Source organism: Cesiribacter andamanensis AMV16, from assembly GCF_000348925.1.
Taxonomy (GTDB): domain Bacteria; phylum Bacteroidota; class Bacteroidia; order Cytophagales; family Cyclobacteriaceae; genus Cesiribacter; species Cesiribacter andamanensis.
Window position 1 is genome coordinate 1 of the sequence record NZ_AODQ01000088.1, and the last position, 19,064, is coordinate 19,064.

18 protein-coding genes are annotated in these 19,064 nt (G+C 53.2%); 4 read left to right on the forward strand and 14 right to left on the reverse strand.

Features of this window, described 5'->3' with window-relative positions; translation table 11 throughout:
- Nucleotides 1-42: 42 nt before the first annotated feature.
- The 14 genes from ADICEAN_RS14740 to ADICEAN_RS14805 all read right to left on the reverse strand — a co-directional run bounded on the left by ADICEAN_RS14740 (nt 43) and on the right by ADICEAN_RS14805 (nt 11,688).
- On the reverse strand, nt 43-255 hold the full coding sequence (locus ADICEAN_RS14740; RefSeq protein WP_009196428.1) for a helix-turn-helix transcriptional regulator: 213 nt from the start codon (nt 253-255) through the stop codon (nt 43-45).
- Complete coding sequence (locus ADICEAN_RS14745; protein ID WP_009196429.1) at nt 252-701, reverse strand: hypothetical protein; 450 nt, start codon at nt 699-701, stop codon at nt 252-254. The genes ADICEAN_RS14740 and ADICEAN_RS14745 overlap by 4 nt, the downstream gene beginning before the upstream one ends.
- A 177-nt stretch (nt 702-878) precedes the next feature.
- Nucleotides 879-2,261 carry a DNA repair protein RadA gene (radA, locus tag ADICEAN_RS14750; RefSeq protein WP_009196430.1) on the reverse strand — a complete coding sequence of 461 codons (1,383 nt, stop codon included), beginning with the start codon at nt 2,259-2,261 and terminating at the stop codon, nt 879-881.
- A 129-nt stretch (nt 2,262-2,390) separates the two neighbouring features.
- Complete coding sequence (locus ADICEAN_RS14755; RefSeq protein WP_152426452.1) at nt 2,391-4,109, reverse strand: L,D-transpeptidase family protein; 1,719 nt, start codon at nt 4,107-4,109, stop codon at nt 2,391-2,393.
- Between the two features lie 570 nt (nt 4,110-4,679).
- Nucleotides 4,680-5,558 carry an ATP synthase F1 subunit gamma gene (gene atpG / locus ADICEAN_RS14760; RefSeq protein ID WP_009196432.1) on the reverse strand — a complete coding sequence of 293 codons (879 nt, stop codon included), beginning with the start codon at nt 5,556-5,558 and terminating at the stop codon, nt 4,680-4,682.
- Between the two features lie 58 nt (nt 5,559-5,616).
- A complete protein-coding gene (gene atpA, locus ADICEAN_RS14765; protein WP_009196433.1) occupies nt 5,617-7,194 on the reverse strand; it encodes a F0F1 ATP synthase subunit alpha in 1,578 nt (525 codons plus the stop codon).
- Nucleotides 7,195-7,249: 55 nt separating this feature from the next.
- The gene (gene atpH, locus ADICEAN_RS14770) at nt 7,250-7,810 is read right to left on the reverse strand and encodes an ATP synthase F1 subunit delta (RefSeq protein WP_009196434.1); all 561 of its coding nucleotides are present in this window, start codon (nt 7,808-7,810) and stop codon (nt 7,250-7,252) included.
- A gap of 5 nt (nt 7,811-7,815) precedes the next feature.
- Entirely contained in the window at nt 7,816-8,310 is a 495-nt protein-coding gene (gene atpF, locus ADICEAN_RS14775; protein ID WP_009196435.1) for a F0F1 ATP synthase subunit B, read from the reverse strand.
- A gap of 101 nt (nt 8,311-8,411) precedes the next feature.
- Complete coding sequence (gene atpE / locus ADICEAN_RS14780; RefSeq protein ID WP_040397411.1) at nt 8,412-8,672, reverse strand: ATP synthase F0 subunit C; 261 nt, start codon at nt 8,670-8,672, stop codon at nt 8,412-8,414.
- A 44-nt stretch (nt 8,673-8,716) separates the two neighbouring features.
- The gene (gene atpB / locus ADICEAN_RS14785; protein ID WP_009196436.1) at nt 8,717-9,802 is read right to left on the reverse strand and encodes a F0F1 ATP synthase subunit A; all 1,086 of its coding nucleotides are present in this window, start codon (nt 9,800-9,802) and stop codon (nt 8,717-8,719) included.
- Nucleotides 9,786-10,190, reverse strand: a complete 405-nt coding sequence (locus ADICEAN_RS21405) for a hypothetical protein (protein WP_009196437.1) — start codon at nt 10,188-10,190, stop codon at nt 9,786-9,788. Before ADICEAN_RS21405 ends, atpB begins: the two co-directional genes overlap by 17 nt.
- Nucleotides 10,191-10,293: 103 nt before the next feature.
- Complete coding sequence (locus ADICEAN_RS14795) at nt 10,294-10,539, reverse strand: AtpZ/AtpI family protein (RefSeq protein WP_009196438.1); 246 nt, start codon at nt 10,537-10,539, stop codon at nt 10,294-10,296.
- Nucleotides 10,478-10,945 (reverse strand): bactofilin family protein, encoded by a 468-nt coding sequence (locus ADICEAN_RS14800; RefSeq protein WP_009196439.1) that lies wholly within the window; start codon nt 10,943-10,945, stop codon nt 10,478-10,480. Before ADICEAN_RS14800 ends, ADICEAN_RS14795 begins: the two co-directional genes overlap by 62 nt.
- Nucleotides 10,946-10,959: 14 nt before the next feature.
- Complete coding sequence (locus ADICEAN_RS14805; protein WP_009196440.1) at nt 10,960-11,688, reverse strand: M23 family metallopeptidase; 729 nt, start codon at nt 11,686-11,688, stop codon at nt 10,960-10,962.
- 292 nt (nt 11,689-11,980) lie between these two features.
- On the opposite strand from ADICEAN_RS14805, the gene porW reads away from it, so the two are divergent.
- The 4 genes from porW (at nt 11,981) to uvrC (ending at nt 18,911) form a co-directional block, all read left to right on the forward strand.
- Nucleotides 11,981-14,566 (forward strand): type IX secretion system periplasmic lipoprotein PorW/SprE, encoded by a 2,586-nt coding sequence (porW, locus tag ADICEAN_RS14810; RefSeq protein ID WP_161622717.1) that lies wholly within the window; start codon nt 11,981-11,983, stop codon nt 14,564-14,566.
- A 38-nt stretch (nt 14,567-14,604) separates the two neighbouring features.
- Nucleotides 14,605-16,407, forward strand: coding sequence for a transglycosylase domain-containing protein (locus ADICEAN_RS14815; protein ID WP_009196442.1), 1,803 nt, complete (start codon nt 14,605-14,607; stop codon nt 16,405-16,407).
- Nucleotides 16,380-16,967, forward strand: coding sequence for a penicillin-binding transpeptidase domain-containing protein (locus tag ADICEAN_RS23590; RefSeq protein WP_009196443.1), 588 nt, complete (start codon nt 16,380-16,382; stop codon nt 16,965-16,967). Before ADICEAN_RS14815 ends, ADICEAN_RS23590 begins: the two co-directional genes overlap by 28 nt.
- Nucleotides 16,968-17,051: 84 nt before the next feature.
- Nucleotides 17,052-18,911, forward strand: coding sequence for an excinuclease ABC subunit UvrC (uvrC, locus tag ADICEAN_RS14820; RefSeq protein ID WP_009196444.1), 1,860 nt, complete (start codon nt 17,052-17,054; stop codon nt 18,909-18,911).
- Nucleotides 18,912-19,064 lie beyond the last annotated feature (153 nt).

Sequence of the window (19,064 nt, forward strand, 5' to 3'; positions counted from 1 at the left end):
GTGGCGCTGTACTACTACGCCATTACGCTCTAGGCCGCAGCTCTAGCCCTTCTGCCAGTCGCTCTCCTCCAGGGCAAACAGTGCCTCTACCCCTACACCAAATACATCTGCCAGCTTCAGGGCCAGTACGGTAGAGGGTACATACTTGCCCTTCTCCATCGAATTGATGGTTTGCCGGGACACCCCCAGACGTTCGGCCAGGGCCTCCTGGGTAAGGTCATGCCGGGCCCGCTCTACTTTTATGGAGTTTTTCATTGGGTTTTCAGTAAGTAGTAGAAGCGCAGAATGTAGATGACCAGTGGGGTAAACAGGTTCAATACCATTACGGTAAAGTAATCTTCACCATAGAACATAAACAGGGTGAGCAACACCAGTATATAATAGACATATACCCCCCAGAGCAGGGCATCCAGCCGGAGCTTCCAGGTGTACTCATCTTCAATCTTAAGCCGCGCAAAGCCAATAAAGAACAGTGCTACCAGCAGGAGCAATGCCGCCAGCTCATTGGTGAAGTTTTCTACCGCAGCAGGCCCAAAAAGGCCCCCGATACCTTCTTCAGCTTCTTTTTCCCGAAGTGTAACATCCAAAAAGGTAAACTCCAGATCTGAGAACATGACCTCCCAGCCTAACACCAGGGCAGGCACCAGCAGCAGCCAGCCAACAGCTCTCAGCCGGGCAGGCAGTAAAAATACATGTTTCATAATGTAAAATAATTATGTCACTAAGTAAACTATTTTTTACCTAATGTAAACTATACTTTACATATTTTTTATAAAAAAAGCAGGCATCCGTAGCTACCTGCTTGTTTTGATTCTGGTCTTCAGGCCAAAGCCTCCGTAAAAGGCGCTGCCATATGGGATATAGGATAAAACTACCAGCTACAGCAGCAGCCGGAACACCTCCTCCAGCTTGCTTACGGCATGCACCTTCATCTTCACCCCTTTCAGGTCCAGGCCTTTTTTATTGAACTTGCTGATAAAGATCTCATCAAAGCCCAGCTTTTCGGCTTCGCTGATGCGGTTTTCGATGCGGTTGACGGCCCGCACCTCCCCGCCCAGGCCTACCTCGGCGGCAAAGGCTATGCGTCCGCTGATGGATACATCTTTAAGGGAAGAGATAAGCGAGGCGCACACGGCCAGGTCAATGGCGGGATCTTCTACCTTAAGGCCGCCGGCTATGTTGAGGAACACATCATGGATGCCCAGCCGGAAGCCGCCCCGCTTTTCCAGCACTGCCAGCAGCATCTGCAGCCGCTTGGCATCATAGCCGGTGCTGCTGCGCTGGGGGGTGCCGTAGGTAGCCGGGCTCACCAGGCTCTGGATCTCGATCATCAGGGGGCGGTTGCCCTCCAGCATGGCGCCGATAGTTACGCCGGCCAGGTCTTCCTCCCGCTGGGAGATCAGGATCTCGGAAGGGTTGCTCACTTCCCGCAGGCCATCGCCGGTCATCTCATAAATGCCCAGCTCGGAGGTAGAGCCAAAGCGGTTTTTGATGGTGCGCAAAATGCGGTAGCTCATGTGGCGGTCGCCCTCAAACTGCAGCACTGTATCCACCATATGCTCGAGCACCTTGGGGCCGGCCAGCGATCCCTCTTTGGTAATGTGGCCAATCAGGAACACGGGCACATGGCTCTCCTTGGCAAAGCGCATGAGCTCTCCGGTACTTTCCCGCACCTGCGATACGCTGCCGGCCGCCGATTCTACCCGGGCAGTATGCAGGGTCTGTATGGAATCGATGATCACCAGCTCGGGCTGCATCTCCTCAATCTGTACAAAAATATTCTCCAGATTGGTCTCCGATAAGATGTAGCAGCTGGGGCTGTTACGCTGCATGCGGTCGGCGCGCATTTTGATCTGCTGCTCGCTTTCCTCGCCGCTTACATAGAGCACCTTCAGCTGCTTCATGGCCGTGGCGATCTGCAGCATCAGGGTGGATTTGCCAATGCCGGGCTCTCCGCCGATCAGCACCAGCGAGCCGGGCACTATGCCGCCGCCCAGCACCCGGTTCAGCTCCCCATCTTCGGTATGAAAGCGCTCTTCGGCACGGGGCTGAATGGCCGTAATGGGCTGGGGCTGGTTCAGGCGGATGAAGCCGGCAGCTCCCTCCCGGGCAGGGCGCCAGCTTTTGGCGGCTTTATCTTCTTTCTGAACGATCTCTTCAACGTAGGTATTCCACTGGTTGCAGGAGGGGCACTTGCCGATCCACTTGGGCGACTGTGCCCCGCAATTCTGGCAGAAATAGCTTGATTTTAATTTGGCCACGTAGGGGTAGTTAATGCGTAAAAACTTATCCTATTTTCCACTGGAAAACAATTTTTAGGGGCAGTAAGTGCAAAAAAAAGCACCCGCAAATAAGATTGCAGGTGCTTATACCGGATAGGTTCTTTTATGTTAGTTGGTTGCCAGCAACTCTTCAAAGCGGTTCATCTGCTTCTTGTCGTGCCCATAAATGTCTTTGGCAAACGTAACATGTCCCTCATCATCTACCCAGGCGGTACGGTAATCGATAAAAATGGGCAGTTTTTCTTCCAGTACCACATTTTCAGGAGTAGGCAGGTTCATGTGTTCCTGTACCTTGGCTGCATCCCAGCCTTCGTCCTGCAGCAGGTACACAGCCAGATCTATGGGTTTTTCTACCCGTACACAACCATGGCTAAAGTCTCGCTCGGCCCGCTGAAAGAGTGACTCCGTAGGGGTATCGTGCAGGTAGATGTCCATATCATTGGGGAACATGAACTTCATATGGCCCAGGGCGTTGCTTTTGCCCGGCTGCTGCACAATGCGGTAGGGAAAATTATCGGCCGATACCTTGTTCCAGTTAATGGAGCGGGGGTTCAGTTCGGGGGCATTCTCGCTCCAGCCCTCGTAGAGCACAAAATTGTTGCGGCTTAGCCAGCTGGGGTCTTTCTGTAGTTTGGGCAGCATTTCCTGCGTGGCAATGCTGTTGGGCACCGTCCAGGTAGGGCTAAAGGCAATGTACTGCAGGGTATCGTTAAAGATAGGGGTATTTGATTTGTAGGCCTCGCCCACAATCACCCGCATTTCCATATCTTTTTTGTTGCCATTGAAAATATAAAGCTTGTATTGAGGCACATTTACCAGCAGGTATTTACCTTCTGGTTTTTCCGGGCTCCAGCGGATGCGCTCCAGGTTTAGCTGCAGCTGGTTGATGCGCTCTTTCAGGGGGGTGTTTAGCATGGCAAGTGTTTCGCCGCCCACTACCCCATCAGGCTCCAGGCCATTAATGTCCTGATAGGTCATCACCGCCTGTACCAGGGTGCTGTCGTAGACCTGCTGCAGGCTGTCCGGAGCAGGGGTTTTAAAATAACCATCGGCTGATAAGCGTTCGCGCAGGGTAGCTACATACTTGCTGCTATCGCCAGCTTTAATGGTGAGATCAGCGGGTAGCTGAGGCCATTCGCCTTTTTCTTCCAGCAGCTGGCGGTAGTTGTTATAGGCTTTTTTGAGGGCAGTGTACTGGGGGTCCTGGGGCTCCAGCTCTTGCAGCGATTCGGCAATCGAGCCCCTATCCAGCGCATTCTGCAGGTGCCTGGCCAGGTCTTTGCTGCGCCGGTTGGTTTTCCAGAGCGCATCCAGGCGCTCGGGGTTTACTCTGCCCTTAAGCTTATGAGAGGCCAGTTTCAGGTAGGCGGCGGTTAGCTCCTTGTCCAGCTTGGTCACCTCTTCCAGAGCCACCTCTTTTTCTTTTTCTACTCGTTTTTTGGAGTGCTGCAGGTATTGCAGCTTGTAATCTTCACTGTTAAGGCCATCGTCACCGGCCTTATCAATAGCTTCCAGCAGGGCTTCACCCTGTTTGTTGAGCCCCCGGCTGGTGACCCAGGCGGTCTGATAATCCCGCTGCCGGTAGAATTTCTTAAAGTGTTCCTGCTGATCGTCGTTCAACTCCAGATCTTTCAGGTTCTGTAGCATCCTGGTACTGTCGGAAAGCTCTTCCGCCAGGGCTACATTAAGCTCATCCACATCAAATCTGCTGCCAAACAAGCCGGCAAACATGCCTCTGCTTGCGCCCGTTCCCGACTCACAGGCTGCAGTGCATAGGGCCAGTGCCAGCAGCAGCACAATAGACATAGTATATCTGTAGGGTTTCATGCGTTTCTCGTATTAGTAGAATAGGTATGTGAACTGCAGCCCCGGGCCGCAGCTAGATAGGAAATACTAGGAATGGTTGAAGGGGAGTGCAAATTCCTATACGTACCCCCTATAGGAAAGGTTATGGGGTACCATCAGATCATGTTGCTGTACGGTAGCCCTACCCGATCAGGTTTCTGCGCTCTGTGAAAAAGCAGGTTTCACCGCTACTTCGCTCCTGTAAACTAGTGCCGCTTATTACGTGCGATGTTGGTTTTTAGGATTGCCCGAGGAGGTCCGAGCAACATGCCCGAACCAGCGAAGAACCAGCTAAAGGAGGCTTATTACTCATTATACCAAATTACCTTATAAACTCGGGTAAGTTTCCAGGGTCTGTGGTGCGGCCTTATGAACTCCTATGGAGCTCCCTACTAAAGACTAGCGTAGCTGCCTCGCAAACACGCGCAGCAGGTCTTTCACAGTATGAGATGCGCTGGTGGTTTGTCTCCTTATAGGGTCAATCGATGGACTTAAAAAATGAAAAAAGCCCGTACGCTTGTACGGGCTTGGTATCGTAGACAGTGTAGGGGCTTAGCCCTTGGCAAGTGCTTCGGCACCGCCCACAATTTCGAGGATCTCTTTGGTAATGGCTGCCTGGCGGGTACGGTTGTACATCAGCTTCAGCTCCTTGAGGAGCTCACCGGCATTGTCGGTGGCTTTGTCCATGGCCGTCATCCGGGCGCCTTCTTCTGATGCTCTGGACTCCAGCAGCATTTTGTAGAACTGCACCTTAATGGATTTTGGGATCAGCTCGGTTACAATCTCTTCCTTGGTAGGCTCAAAGATGTAATCGATGTTGGAGATGGGCGCATCAGTAGTTGGCTCAGCTGGTACGATGGGCAGCAGCTGCTCGGTGCGTACTATCTGGGTAGCAACGTTCTTAAACTCGTTGTAAACCACCAGCACCTTATCGTAGCGGCCTTCTACAAAACCCTGCATGGCATGTTCGGCAACGGCACGGGCTTCATCAAAGCTCAGGCGGCTAAACAGAGTGCCAAAGCTGTTATCCGTCCGTACCTCTCTGCGCTTGAAGAAATCCACCCCTTTTTTACCTATGGGCATGATCTCCAGAGTACCCTTTGCCTGGTAGCTGCTCAGCTCTTCTTCCAGCATGATGCGTACACGGCGGAAGATGTTGGTATTGAAGGCACCACTCAGGCCCCGGTCTGCCGTAACAGCGATCACAAGAATATTCTGAACCTCCCGCTGCTCGGCATAGGGGGTCTCTACCTGGGCGGTAGATACGTTTTGCAGGATCTCATTCAGCTTCTGCGCATAGGGGCGCATCTGCATGATGGATTCCTGCGCCCGGCGCAACTTGGCGGCCGCCACCATTTTCATGGCTTTGGTGATCTGCTGCGTAGAGGTTACAGAAACAATCCGGTTTTTTACTTCCTTTAAGTTAGGCATGCTTGCGGTTTTAAAAGACCCCCTTAGCGGCTGGCTAAGGGGGTTATGTCAAGCTAGATTAGGCTAAACGTTTGGCAACTTCCCGAGCTACCTGCGTAAGGGTGTCGGTGATCTCATCAGAGTAGGCGCCCCCGCGGATCTTATCCAGGGTAGCGCGGTGCTGCGCGCGCAGCAGGCTCAGGTACTCCTTTTCAAATTCCTTCACGTGCTCTACAGGCACTTTGTCCAGCAGGCCCTTGGTAGAGGCAAAGATGATGGCCACCTGCTCTTCTACGGGCACTGGCGAGTACTGCGCCTGCTTCAGGATCTCCTGGTTGGCACGGCCCCGGTCAATGGTACGCTTGGTAGCGGCATCCAGGTCAGAACCAAATTTGGCAAAGGCCTCTAGTTCGCGGAACTGGGCCTGGTCCAGCTTAAGGGTACCAGCTACCTTCTTCATGGGCTTGATCTGCGCCGAACCACCCACGCGTGATACCGAGATACCTACGTTAATGGCCGGACGGATACCGGCGTTGAACAGGTTGGTCTCCAGGAAGATCTGTCCATCGGTGATCGAGATCACGTTGGTAGGAATATAGGCCGATACGTCGCCCGCCTGTGTTTCAATGATGGGAAGGGCCGTAAGCGATCCTCCACCCTTCACCAGGTGACGGATAGAGTCGGGCAGGTCGTTCATCTGCTGGGCCAGTTCATCGGAGCTGTTGATCTTGGCAGCACGCTCCAGCAGGCGGCTGTGCAGGTAGAATACATCACCTGGATAGGCTTCCCGTCCGGGAGGACGGCGCAGCAGCAGCGATACTTCGCGGTAGGCTACAGCCTGCTTGGAAAGGTCGTCATAGATTACCAGGGCCGGACGGCCGGTGTCGCGGAAGAACTCACCAATGGCCGCACCGGTAAAGGGGGCAAAGAACTGCATGGGTGAGGGGTCAGCAGCAGAGGCCGATACTACTACGGTATAGTCCATGGCGCCGCCTTTTTCTAGAGCCGCTACCACCTGGGCTACGGTAGAGGCTTTCTGACCGCAGGCTACATAGATACAGTATACGGGCTCGCCTTTTTCGTAGAATTCGCGCTGGTTAATGATGGTGTCGATTACCACCGCGGTTTTACCCGTCTGGCGGTCGCCGATGATCAGTTCGCGCTGGCCGCGGCCAATGGGAATCATGGCGTCAATGGCCTTGATACCGGTTTGCAGGGGCTCATTTACCGGCTGGCGGTAGATTACACCGGGCGCTTTGCGCTCCAGGGGCATCTCATACAGCTCGCCTTTGAGCGGACCTTTGCCGTCAATGGGATTACCCAGGGTATCTACCACGCGACCCACCATGCCATCACCAATGTTGATGGCGGCAATGCGGCCGGTTCTTTTTACGGTATCTCCCTCGCGGATCTTGTTGTAGTCGCCCAACAGTACGGCACCTACGTTATCTTCTTCCAGGTTAAGCACCATACCCGTAACGCCGGCAGGGAACTCCAGCAGCTCACCGGATTGGGCCTGGGATAGTCCATAAATTCGGGCAACACCGTCGCCAACCTGCAATACGGTGCCTACTTCTTCAAGCTCGGCCTCGGTTCTGAATCCCGAGAGCTGTTCTCTTAATATTGCCGAAACCTCGTCTGGTCTTACTTCTGCCATGTGGTAAGGTTTTTAATCTAGGTTTATATACACACCCCTTAACAGGGATGCCTGTTTAAAATGCTTTTTCGTACGGGTTTTTGCTAAACTCAGCTTCCAGCTCTTCAAGTTTAGACTTCAGACTTTCATCAATCTGGCGGTCGCCGATGCGCAATACATAGCCCCCGATCAGGTCTTTGTCGATCTTTTCTTCCAGCTCTACCTGGTTGCCGGTAATCTCCGCCACAATGGCCATAAAGCGGCTGCGTAGCTCGGGGCTAAGCGGGAAGGTGGTGATCACCTGCGCCCGGGTAATGCCTTTGTAGCTGCGGTACTGGCGAAGGAACTCAGCCGCAATGCCGGGAAGTACGTCTTCCCGGTTCTTGTTGCTGATGATCTCCAGGAATTTACCGGTCATCAGGCTGATCTTGCCCCTGAACAAAGCCGTTAGTACCGCTTTTTTCTTATCACTGCGGATAATGGGGTTGGTTAAAAGAAGTTCAAACTGGCGGTTTTGCCGAATGGTGGTATGCAGCAACTGCATGTCCTGCTGTACGGCTTCCAGTTCCCCTCTTTCTACGGCCAAATCCAGCAAGGATTTCGCATACCGGGACGCTACTCTGCTTTCTGCTGCCATGGAGATTAATTAACCTTCAGTTCACTTACATAATCCTGCACCAGTGCTTTCTGGGCGGCTTCGTTGCTTAGCTCCTTGCGCAGCAGCTTCTCGGCTATATCCAGCGACAGCAGGGCTACCTGGCGTTTCACATCGGCCATGGCCGCCTGTTTTTCGGTATTGATGGCAATGCGGGCTTCCTCCAGCTGGCGTTGTGCCTGCTTTTGGGCCTCTCCTTTTGCTTCTTCAATCAGGTTTTTGGCCGCTACGTTGGCTTCGCGGATAATGCGCTCCCGCTCGGCACGCGCTTCGTCAATGAGGCGCTCGTTCTCTGCTTTCAGGTTGGCCATTTCCGCCTTGGCGGTCTCGGCAGCCCGAATGGATTCGTCGATAAAGTCCTCACGCTGACGCAGGCCTTCCAGAATGGGCTTCCAGGCAAACGTACGCAGCAACAACAGCACTACAATAAAGGTAATGGCTGTCCAGATAATAAGGCCTATGCCAGGATTTACTAATTCCATTGTTTAAGAGGTAATTTCGTTTCGTTTCCGCTCGTTTTCGCTTCTCAGGTTAAAAAGATAAAATAACCGGAACCAGCCTACTGCTGGCTCCGGCAATTTCTTTAGGCAGCAATACCTGCTACGTTAAGGGCAATCAGCAGACAAACTACCACACCAAAAAGGGCAACACCCTCAATAAGTGCGGCAGCAATGATCATAGCTGTCTGGATACGACCACCAGCCTCAGGCTGACGAGCGATTGATTCCATGGCCTGACCACCGATCCGACCGATACCAAGACCTGCGCCTAACGCTACAAGACCGGCACCGATTCCAGCGCCCATAACGGCTAAGCCTACGTTTAACAAAAGAGCGAGTAACATAGGAAATTGTTAATTATTGAAGTGAACGAAATGAATTATCTAAATTAAATAAGTGCTTTATCAACCTGCTCTTCGTGCACCTTGCCGTGCTCCTCATGGTGGTGCTCCTCTACCGCGCCGCCAAAGTACATGGCCGCCAGCAGGGTAAAGATGTAGGCCTGCAGCAGGGCCACAAACAGCTCCAGGAAATACATGAAGGTGGCAAAGGCTACGCTAATGGGGCTTACCGCCACACTCTGGAAGATGAAGATGAGCGCAAAAAGGCTCAGAATGATGATGTGGCCGGCCGTAATGTTGGCAAACAAACGCACCATCAGGGAGAACGGCTTTGTAAAAATGCCAATGAATTCTACAATTGGCATGATGGGCAGCACCGTTTTCAACCACCAGGGTACCCCGGGGGTATTAAAGATGTGGCCCCAGTATTCTTTGGTTCCGCTTACGGTAGTGATGATGAACACAATAACGGCCAGCACCAGGGTAACGGCAATGTTGCCGGTTACGTTGGCCGCGCCAGGCAGCAGGCCCAGCAGGTTATTGATCCAGATAAAGAAGAACAGGGTAAGCAGAAAGGGCATAAAGCGGCGATACTTGTGCCCGATGTTGGGCCTGGCGATATCGTCCCGCACAAACAGGATGATGGGCTCCAGAAACGATTGCAGACCCCGGGGAGCGGAAATGGCCTTTTTGCTGTAGCGGCTGGCAATGCTGGAGAACACGATCAGCATGATGAGGGCACTCAGCAGCATGGAGGCCACATTTTTGGTAATGGACAGATCCAGCACCGAGCCGCCATCCAGGCGTGCTATGTGGCCATGCTCCAGCTTGTAGCCATTATAGGTAGTGAGCTGGTGGTTGTCGTCATAGAAGTTAGACGACATAAAGGTTTCCAGACCGCGGTCCTGAGAATAGAGAATTACGGGAAGATATAAGGTACCAAAAGCCCCATCCCAGAAGTGCCATTCATGTGCATCAGAGATGTGATGCAGGATCATATCGCCGGCATCAAAGCCTTCGCCGCCACCCCCTGCTGCACGAGCCGGGCTGCCGGAGAATCCTACCAAAAGGAGAGCGAATAGGCTGACTGTAAAGAACTTATAAAAAATACGGGCCTTATTTTTTTGCTTCATTTCCCTGGTTTTCCAAATGCGGTCGCAAGTTAGTCACTAAGGATGTAATTTCAAACAGCTGGAAACACAAATACAGGACAAAGAAGTTGCCTACAAAGAGCAGAACTGCCTGTGTGCCTGTTACTACCACCACCGTAATAAAGATGATGGCGGCAAAAAATCGAACAATCATGCCGATAAAGAAGAAGGCATTGAAGCTTTTGGGAAAGCGCGTAGCCCCCCATACGGTAAAATGGCTGGTAGCAAGCGTAAGCACTGCCAGAAACAGCAGCATCCACCAGATCAGGGAGTGAATAACAGGGGCCACAGGCGCCAGGGCCCAGATGAAAATAGCAAGCCCTGCCACCAGCAAAGCAAGGCGCAGGGCATGCTGCATGTATAGGTTCATACGTATTAGTCTGAGATGCAAAGGTAGCGCTTTCTTTCTGAAGCGCTAAAGCCGCATGTAAGTTCCGCTACTTTTTTCAATTTTTAACTGATCCTCAGCCACTTTAGTCCTTGGGCAGGCTCTTAATGGTGATGATCAGGGTGGCGGCTACCGACATTAGAGTAAGCACCACCAGAAACACCGGAAAGCGCATGCCCAGCCAGGCGTCCAGCTTCATGCCGCCCCATACGGCCAGGCCTATGGCGGCCATCATCTGAAAGGCCAGGCCCGAGTAGCGGACGTAGCTGTTAAGCTGATTTTGCTTTTGCGACTTGCTGGATGGGTTCGATTCCTTCTTTGGCTGCTCCATTCATGCCGGTGTTTATCTTGATCTCCTTGGCTTTGGCCTCGTCGCCCACATGCATCTGGGTTACATTCAGGCTGGCGCCCTGGTCGGTTACCAGCTTGCCGCTCAGAATGGTGCCATAGATCTTGGCGGTGGGTTTCAGGATCAGCAGCTCGGTTACCTCCACTCTGCCATGCACCTCGCCGTAGATCTCTGCATTCTGGGCCAGTACGTCTCCTTCTATATACGAGGTATCGCCCAGCACCAGCTTGCTTTTGGTGGTGACATTTCCTTTAACTTTGCCATCAATGCGGATGTTACCGAAGGTTTCCACATCGCCCACAATGCTGGTACCGTTGCCAATGGTATTGGTGGCGCTGGTCAGCTGCTCTTCCGTTACTTTTTTCACCTGCTTATTATTGTTAAACATAACACCACTTATTTTTAGAATGAGACAAAATCTTCAGGATTTACGGGGTTGCCGTTGTACCACAACTCAAAGTGCAGGTGCGGGCCGGTGGTCAGCTCGCCGGTATTGCCAATAATGGCTACAATCTCCCCTGCCCGCACAAAATCGCCCGCTTCTTTCAGCAGAGCCGAGTTATGCTTATATAAGGTTACTACATTGGCCCGGTGCTGAATGGCCATCACATAGCCGTCTTTCTGCGTCCAGGAGGCAAACAGAATGGTACCGTCGGCCGATGCCTTTACTGCTTCATTTTGCTTGGCTACAATGTCAATGCCCAAATGCTTGATTTTTGCATTGTAGGGAGAAGACACCAGCCCGCTGGCAATGGGCGCCAGGAAATAGATCTCCTGCAGCTCCGAGGCCGAATTGCTCAGCAACAGGCGCTCATCTACCCCGCTGCCTTCAAACTCGGCCCGCAGCAGCGAATCCACCCCAGTAAGGCTATAGCCCTCATCTTCCTCTTCTTTACCCCCTGCCGGAAGGGGATCCTGCGCAACCGCTATCAGGGTATCATGTGCTACTGCGCCGGTGGTAAGGCGCTGAAACGATTGTATAAAGGCTTCCTTGCGGCTCACCTCGGTCTCCAGCGAGTCTACGGCCAGGGTAAGCTCTATGAGCTGACGGTTGGCCTCTACCTCCACATGGCGGGGATCCAGCCAGGCCGCTAATAAAGTTGTTACCAGGTACAGACTTATAAGCAGCATGATCAGAAACACCACAACCAAAAAAGTATACCTTTGGCATAGGTGAAGCTAAGGGTAGTACGCTCCGCGAAGTTCTCCTCGTTGCGTAGAATCAGTAAATACCGATTAGATAACCACTCTGATAATGTCTTGCGGGGCTTCAAAAGCTGCTATGTTAATTCTTTAAAATTAAAGCAAATCTATCGGATTCGCATAATTGCACTAAAACGATGTACTAAATTTTAGAATATTGTCGTTTAATCGAATTAAAAAGGGAATCGGCTTGCTAAACGTTCAGAAAAATATAACGAAATTGCTATTACCGGCAGGGGCGCTTTTGGTGCTTTTCAGCGCCTGTTCATCGGGCGGCTCGGGCTTTTTCAACAAGGGCTGGCACAATACCACTGCCCACTACAATGCCTACTTTCTGGCCCAGCAGCAGCTCGATGCCGTAGAGGAACAGATCCGGGAAAACCACCAGCGCAATTTCAACCAGCTGCTGTATGTATACCCCCCCCTTGATACCACTGAGGCCAAGCAATACAGCGAAGACCTGCTCAGCGCCATGAAAATGGCCTCTCTGGCCATAGAGCGCCATAAGGAAAGCAAGTGGTCGGATGATAGCTACCTGCTCATTGGCAAAGCCCGCTACTGGGGCAAGGAAGTAGAGCAGGCCGTAGAAACCTTTAAATTCGTAAACACCACCAGCAAAGATGATCCCACTCGCCATCAGGCACTTATCTACCTGATGCGTACCTTTGTAGATGACCAGCAGCTGAGCAATGCCAAGGGGGTGGCCGATTTTCTGCGTAAGGAAAATCTTAATAAAGAGAACGAACAGGATTTTCAGCTGGCGCAGGCGCATCTGTACCGGGCCCGGCAGGAGTGGGAACAAATGGCCGCCCACCTGGAGAAGGCTGTTTCCGGCATGCGCAAGCGCGATGGCCGGGCCAAATACCATTTTATGCTGGGCCAGCTCTACCAGGGCATGGAGCAACCCGATAAGGCCTATCCTCACTTCCGGCGGGTGCTGCGCAGCAATCCCGATTATGAGCTGAGCTTTTTTGCCCGCCTGCACATGGCCCAGGTGGTAAACCTGGCCCGGGGCGAAGATGAAAAGCAGGTGCGCCGCTACTTCAGCAAACTGCTCAAAGACCGCAAAAACAAAGAATACCGGGACAAGATCTATTACGAGCTGGCCAATTTTGAGCTGCGACAGGGCAACCTGGATGCCGCCTTTGTGAACTATAAAAAAAGTGTGGCCGCCAGCCTGAACAACCCCCGCCAAAAGGGCTATGCCTACCGCCGCCTGGCCGAGCTCTACTATGATGCAGGCAAGTACCACCTCTCCAAAGCCTACTATGACAGCACCACCAGCTCCTTTGCCCAGGATGAGCCCGATTTTGAGCAGCTGCAGCAGCGCCAGCGCATTATGGAGCAACTGGTAGCCCAGCTGACCACCATCCAGACCCAGGACAGCCTGCTGCGCCTGGCCGCCATGGACCGCCCAGCCCTGGAGGCCTACCTGGATGATGTGGTGCAGCAGGAAGCCCTGGCACTGCAACAGGCCCAGCGGCGCCAGGCTACCCCCCTTAATCAGGTAAATGTTCGCCCCGGCTTCAACACCACCCAAGATCCCTTTGGCACTGCCCAGCCTGCCGGTGGCAACAGCAATGCCGTCTGGTATTTTTACAACCCCTCCATGCTGGGCATTGGCCAGGCCGAGTTTGTGAAGGATTGGGGCAACCGCCCGCTGGAAGATAACTGGCGCCGTAGCAAGCGGGGCCGCGATAATACCAATACCGTAACCCAATCACAGGCGCGGGAGGAGTTTGAGCGCGCTACCGTGCCCGGCCCGGGCGACTCCCCTGCCGACCAGCAGGAGGTACTGGCTGCCCGCCGCACCCAGTACATCGAAAGCCTGCCCCTGGCGCCTGAGCAGCAGCAGGAGGCTTACCAGCAAATAGAAACTGCCTATTACAACCTGGGCAAGATCTTTAACTTTGATCTGAAAGAGTTTAGCCCCACCGTTGAGACCTACACCACGCTGCTGGACCGCTTTCCCGAAACCGAGCACCGGCCCGAGGTGCTCTACAACCTCTACCTGCTTTACCGCAGCAGCGACCCCGCCCGGGCCAAACAATACAGCGATGAGCTGGTGAGCCGCTTTCCCGCTACCACCTATGCCCGAACCATCCTGAACCCCAACTACGAGCAGGAAGAAGACCAGGCTACTACTGCCCTTAAAGAACTGTATGCCCAGGCCTACGGGCTCTACAAGCGCTCCGCCTTTACCCGGGCCGACAGCCTGCTGGAAAGTGCCCTGCAGCAACACCCCACCAACGCCTTCAGCGATAACCTGCAGCTGCTGCGGGTGCTGATCCTGGGCCAGACACAGGGCCTTGCCGCCTATCAGCAGGGGCTCGAAACCTTTATTGCCCGCCACGAGGAGAGCGAGCTGGTACCCTATGCCAGGGAGCTGCTGGAAACCAGCCATACCTACAGCGAAAGCAGCGCCCTGCGGGAGTCTATTATCTTTAGCGAAGATGCCGAGCAGCCCCATTATTTTATTGTGGTGCACAGCCCCGACAAGGGGGGGTCAAATGAACTTTTACGCCGCGTAGAATCTTATAATGCACAGGAAGAAGCTGCGCGCAAGCTCAAGACCACCAACATCATTCTTGCCAAAGGCCGCTCCATGGTTTTTGTAAGTCAGTTCGCCAACAAACGGGCAGCCATGCTGTACTTTAGAGCCCTGGAGCGAAACGGTCTGTTGAAGAGCGGATTTGAGAACGCTAATTTGGAATATTTTGTTATTTCAAAAGACAATTTTAGCATCTTGTACAATACCCGGGATGTTAACGCTTATAAAGCATTCTTCCAGAAATTCTATTATTAACTTAGCAGATCATCGCCTAACTTACTTCAGATTACGCCATGGCTATTACAGAGAAGCCTGAAACCACAGAACAGACAACTAAGACCACACGGGAGGGGAGAACGAAGCGACGGGTGCTGCGCGGGCTGGTAATTGCACTTTGGATGTTCTTTCTGCTGATCGTGGTTGGGCTTCCGCTTTATATTTATTCTGTTAACATCAACTTTCTGGGCCTCTATGGGGGCATGCCCGGCTTTAAATCGCTGGAGAATCCCGAAAGCGACCTGGCCAGTGAGCTCTACAGTGCCGATGGTGCCCTGCTGGGCAAATACTTCCGGGAAAACCGCGTAAATGCTACTTACGACGAGCTCTCCCCCAACCTGGTCAAAAGCCTGATTGCCATTGAAGATGCCCGCTTTGAGGAGCACTCCGGCATAGACGAGGTGAGCCTTGGCCGGGTAGCCGTAAAATCGCTGCTGCTGGGCCAGAATGCCGGTGGGGGTAGTACGCTCTCGCAGCAGCTGGCTAAGAACCTCTTTAACCTGCGCCGCGATGAGCAGTATGAGGGCAAGCTCTATGGCAACCACTACTACCTGGACATGCTCTTCAACAAGACCAAAGAGTGGATCCTGGCTGTGCGCCTGGAGCGTTCCTATACCAAAAAGGAGATCATGGCCATGTACCTCAATACCGTAGACTTTGGCAGCAATGCCTTTGGGGTAAAGGTGGCCTCCCAGACCTTTTTTGGCAAATCACCCAACGATCTCAACTGGCAGGAAGCCGCCGTACTGGCCGGCATTGTGCAGGCCCCCAGCCGCCTGAGCCCCCGCTACCACCCCGAGCGGGCCACTACCCGCCGCAACATTGTACTGAGCCAGCTGGCCGAATACCAGTTCATTTCCAAAGCCGAGGCCGATAGCCTGCAGCAGCTGCCCCTGGAGCTAAGCTACAATGTGGAAAACCACAACCAGGGCGCTGCCCCCTATTTCCGCTCCGTAATCAAGGATTTTCTGACCAAATGGGGACGGGAATACGGCTATGATGTATATGAGGATGGCCTGAAGATCTATACCTCCATTGACAGTCGCCTGCAGAAATATGCCGAAGAGGCCGTGGCGGCACATATGCGCAAGCTGCAGGCCAAGTTTGACAAGGAATGGGGCACCCAAAACCCCTGGGTAGATGAGAACAACCGGGAGCTGAAAGGCTTTATTGAAAGCGAAGCCCGCCGAAGCGATCACTTCCGCAAGCTGGTACGCAAGTACGGCCAGGACTCAGACTCTGTCTGGATTGTGATGAAAACCCCGCGCCCCATGCGCATCTTTAACTACAGCGGCGAGATCGACACCCTGATGTCGCCCCTGGACTCAGTACGCTACTACAAGCGCTTTTTGCACACCGGCTTTATGGCCATGGACCCCTACAGTGGCGCCATCAAAGCTTGGGTAGGGGGCATTGACCACAAGCACTTTAAGTTTGACCACGTAATGCAGGGCAAGCGCCAGCCGGGCTCTACCTTTAAGCCCTTTGTATACGCTACGGCCATCGAAAATGGCTACTCGCCCTGCTACCAGGTGTATGATGTGCCGCAGAGCTATGAGACCGGCGGCGATCCGCCTACCTGGTCGCCCAACAACTCCGATGGCAAATATTCATACCAGCCCCTGACGCTGCGGGAAGCCATGGCCAAGTCCATCAACTCGGTTACGGCCAACATCATGCACAAAATGAAGCCCGAAAATGTAGTGGCCCTGGCCAAACGCATGGGCATTCGCAGTGATCTGGAGCCGGTACTGGCCCTCTCGCTGGGGGTAAGCGATGTGCGGTTTGGGAGATGGTGGGTGCTTACAGCACCTTTGTAAACAAGGGGGTGTACACACAGCCCTACTACATTACCCGCATTGAAGATAAGAACGGCAATGTGCTGTATGAGCCACAGCCCAAGACCGTAGAGGCGCTTAATGAAGAAACGGCCTACCTGATGCTGCACATGCTCAAAGGGGGTACCGAGCTGGGCGGGGGCACTGCCCTGGGCCTTAGCCGGGATCTGCGCCACAACCTGGAGATCGGCGCCAAGACCGGTACCTCCCAAAATGCCTCCGATGGCTGGTTTATGGGCGTAACGCCCGAGCTGGTGGCCGGCGCCTGGGTAGGGGGAGATAACCGTGCCATCCGCTTCCGCTACTGGCTCTCCGGGCAGGGCGCCCGCACGGCCATGCCCATCTGGGAAGACTTTATGCTCAAGGCCTATGCCGATCCTGATCTGGACATCAAACGTACCACCTTTGAAACGCCCAAAGAGCCCCTGAGCATTGAGATCAACTGCATGCGCTACAACCAGCTCTACTACGGAAATACCACCGAGCCCGATACGACAGGCATCAATACCCAGCGGCCCATCAATACGGATGAAATCTTTTAAATAACATTTCTCCCTAAATCTTAGTAAACTTAAACGGCTGCTCTGGTAGCCGTTTAAGTTTTTCTTTTTTGGAGGTACCCCTGCATGTACGCTTCCTATTATACCCCTGATCAGATCGGGCAGCTGCCCTCCGAACCCGGCATCTATAAATATTATGATGCCGAGCGGCACCTTATTTATGTGGGCAAGGCCAAGAACCTCAAAAAACGGGTCAGCAGCTATTTTAACAAGCAGACAGGGGTAGACAAAAAAACCCGTAAGCTGGTATCCGAGATCCACTACATTGAGTTCACCATTGTCAATACCGAGTTTGAGGCCCTCCTGCTGGAGAATACCCTCATTAAGGAAAACCAGCCTAAGTACAACATTCTGCTCAGGGATGATAAAAGCTACCCCTACATCTGCGTAACGCATGAGCGTTTCCCAAGGGTATTTGCCATCCGCAGGTTTGAGCCGGGCCTGGGCACCTACTATGGTCCCTTTGCCTCGGTAAAGGCCATGAACAACGTGTTTTACCTGCTGCGCAGCCTCTACCACATCCGCACCTGCAAGTATAACCTGTCGGAAGAGAATATCCAGAAGGGTAAGTTCAAGGTGTGCCTGGAGTACCACATTGGCAACTGCAAAGGTCCCTGCGAAGGCCTGCAGTCAGAGCAGGACTACAACCGCGACATTGAGCAGGTGGTGCATGTGTTAAAGGGAAATCTGGCCCAGCCCCGGCAATACTTCCGGGAGCGCATGCAGGAGGCTGCCGGCCGGCTGGAGTTTGAGCAGGCCCAGCGCTACAAGGAAAAGTTTGAGCTGCTGGAAAAGTACCACGCCAAATCACTGGTGGTAAATCCCAACATAGCTGATGTGGATGTGTTTACCATCACCTCTGACGAAAAGTGCGCCTTTATCAATTACCTGAAGGTAATCAATGGGGCCATAACCGTTACCAAAACAGTGGAGGTGAAGAAAAAGCTGGAAGAAAGCGATGCCGACATTCTGGTGCTGGTCATGATTGAGATGCGCAGCCGCTACAACAGCCAGTCCCGGGAGATCATCTCTAATATACCCATTGAGCTGGAGGTAGAAGACTGGCACATCAGTGTGCCCAAGATTGGCGATAAGCGCAAGCTGGTGGAGCTTTCCTTTAAAAATGCCCTTTTCTTCAAAAAGGAGCGCATGAGCGTGGTGGAGGATCAGAAAGGCAAGCCCCACCGGGTAGTGCTGCAGCTGCAAAAAGACCTGCAGCTGAAAAATCCCCCCCTGCGCATCGAATGCTTTGACAACTCCAACATACAGGGGACCAATCCGGTATCGGCCATGGTGTGCTTTATCAATGGCAAACCTGCTAAAAGCGAATACCGCCACTACAACATTCAGACCGTAGAGGGTCCCAACGACTTTGCCTCCATGCATGAGGTGGTTAGCAGGCGCTACAAGCGCTTACTGGAGGAGAAGAAGCCTCTGCCCGACCTGATTGTGGTGGATGGCGGCAAGGGGCAACTAAGCGCCGCTACCGATGCGCTCAAAGAGCTGGGCATCTACGGCCAGGTGCCCATCATTGGCATCGCCAAGCGGCTGGAGGAGCTTTACTTTCCGGAAGACCCCTACCCCCTGCACATCGATAAAAAATCAGAATCGCTCATGCTGCTGCAGCGGGCCCGGGATGAGGCGCACCGCTTTGCCATTACACACCACCGACAGAAGCGCAGCAAAGCGGCCTTTGAAAGCCAGCTGGAGAACATCTCCGGCATTGGCGAGGTAACGGCCTCCAAGCTGCTGAAGCATTTCCGTTCGGTGCAGAAGATCAAGGAAGCCCCTGTAGAAGAAATTGCCAAATTGATCGGGAAAGACAAGGCCCAGCGCCTAAAGGAAACCCTGAACCAGGGAGATAGTCTGACACCCCCTGCTATGGATAAGCTGCCCATTTCTCCTGCTGAGGGAGAGCAGGCATGAGGCTGAGTAGTTATAGGGGATATTACTTCCAGACTGCCCCTCAGGCTGATTTTTCCGGCGTACAGGAAGGAACACAAACCACCCCTACCCATGCTAATTCAGGAGGGGAAAATGGCCTTTGGAAATAGGAAGCTTTCCAGTGAGTGAATAGCC

Coding starts and splice junctions, on each gene's coding strand:
- ADICEAN_RS14740 (WP_009196428.1), bottom strand. CDS start 255: ATGAAAAACTCCATAAAAGTAGAGCGGGCCCGGCATGACCTTACCCAG.
- ADICEAN_RS14745 (WP_009196429.1), bottom strand. CDS start 701: ATGAAACATGTATTTTTACTGCCTGCCCGGCTGAGAGCTGTTGGCTGG.
- ADICEAN_RS14755 (WP_152426452.1), bottom strand. CDS start 4,109: ATGAAACCCTACAGATATACTATGTCTATTGTGCTGCTGCTGGCACTG.
- atpG (WP_009196432.1), bottom strand. CDS start 5,558: ATGCCTAACTTAAAGGAAGTAAAAAACCGGATTGTTTCTGTAACCTCT.
- atpA (WP_009196433.1), bottom strand. CDS start 7,194: ATGGCAGAAGTAAGACCAGACGAGGTTTCGGCAATATTAAGAGAACAG.
- atpH (WP_009196434.1), bottom strand. CDS start 7,810: ATGGCAGCAGAAAGCAGAGTAGCGTCCCGGTATGCGAAATCCTTGCTG.
- atpF (WP_009196435.1), bottom strand. CDS start 8,310: ATGGAATTAGTAAATCCTGGCATAGGCCTTATTATCTGGACAGCCATT.
- atpE (WP_040397411.1), bottom strand. CDS start 8,672: ATGTTACTCGCTCTTTTGTTAAACGTAGGCTTAGCCGTTATGGGCGCT.
- atpB (WP_009196436.1), bottom strand. CDS start 9,802: ATGAAGCAAAAAAATAAGGCCCGTATTTTTTATAAGTTCTTTACAGTC.
- ADICEAN_RS21405 (WP_009196437.1), bottom strand. CDS start 10,190: ATGAACCTATACATGCAGCATGCCCTGCGCCTTGCTTTGCTGGTGGCA.
- ADICEAN_RS14795 (WP_009196438.1), bottom strand. CDS start 10,539: ATGGAGCAGCCAAAGAAGGAATCGAACCCATCCAGCAAGTCGCAAAAG.
- ADICEAN_RS14800 (WP_009196439.1), bottom strand. CDS start 10,945: ATGTTTAACAATAATAAGCAGGTGAAAAAAGTAACGGAAGAGCAGCTG.
- ADICEAN_RS14805 (WP_009196440.1), bottom strand. CDS start 11,688: ATGCTGCTTATAAGTCTGTACCTGGTAACAACTTTATTAGCGGCCTGG.
- ADICEAN_RS14815 (WP_009196442.1), top strand. CDS start 14,605: ATGGCTATTACAGAGAAGCCTGAAACCACAGAACAGACAACTAAGACC.
- ADICEAN_RS23590 (WP_009196443.1), top strand. CDS start 16,380: ATGGTGGGTGCTTACAGCACCTTTGTAAACAAGGGGGTGTACACACAG.
- uvrC (WP_009196444.1), top strand. CDS start 17,052: ATGTACGCTTCCTATTATACCCCTGATCAGATCGGGCAGCTGCCCTCC.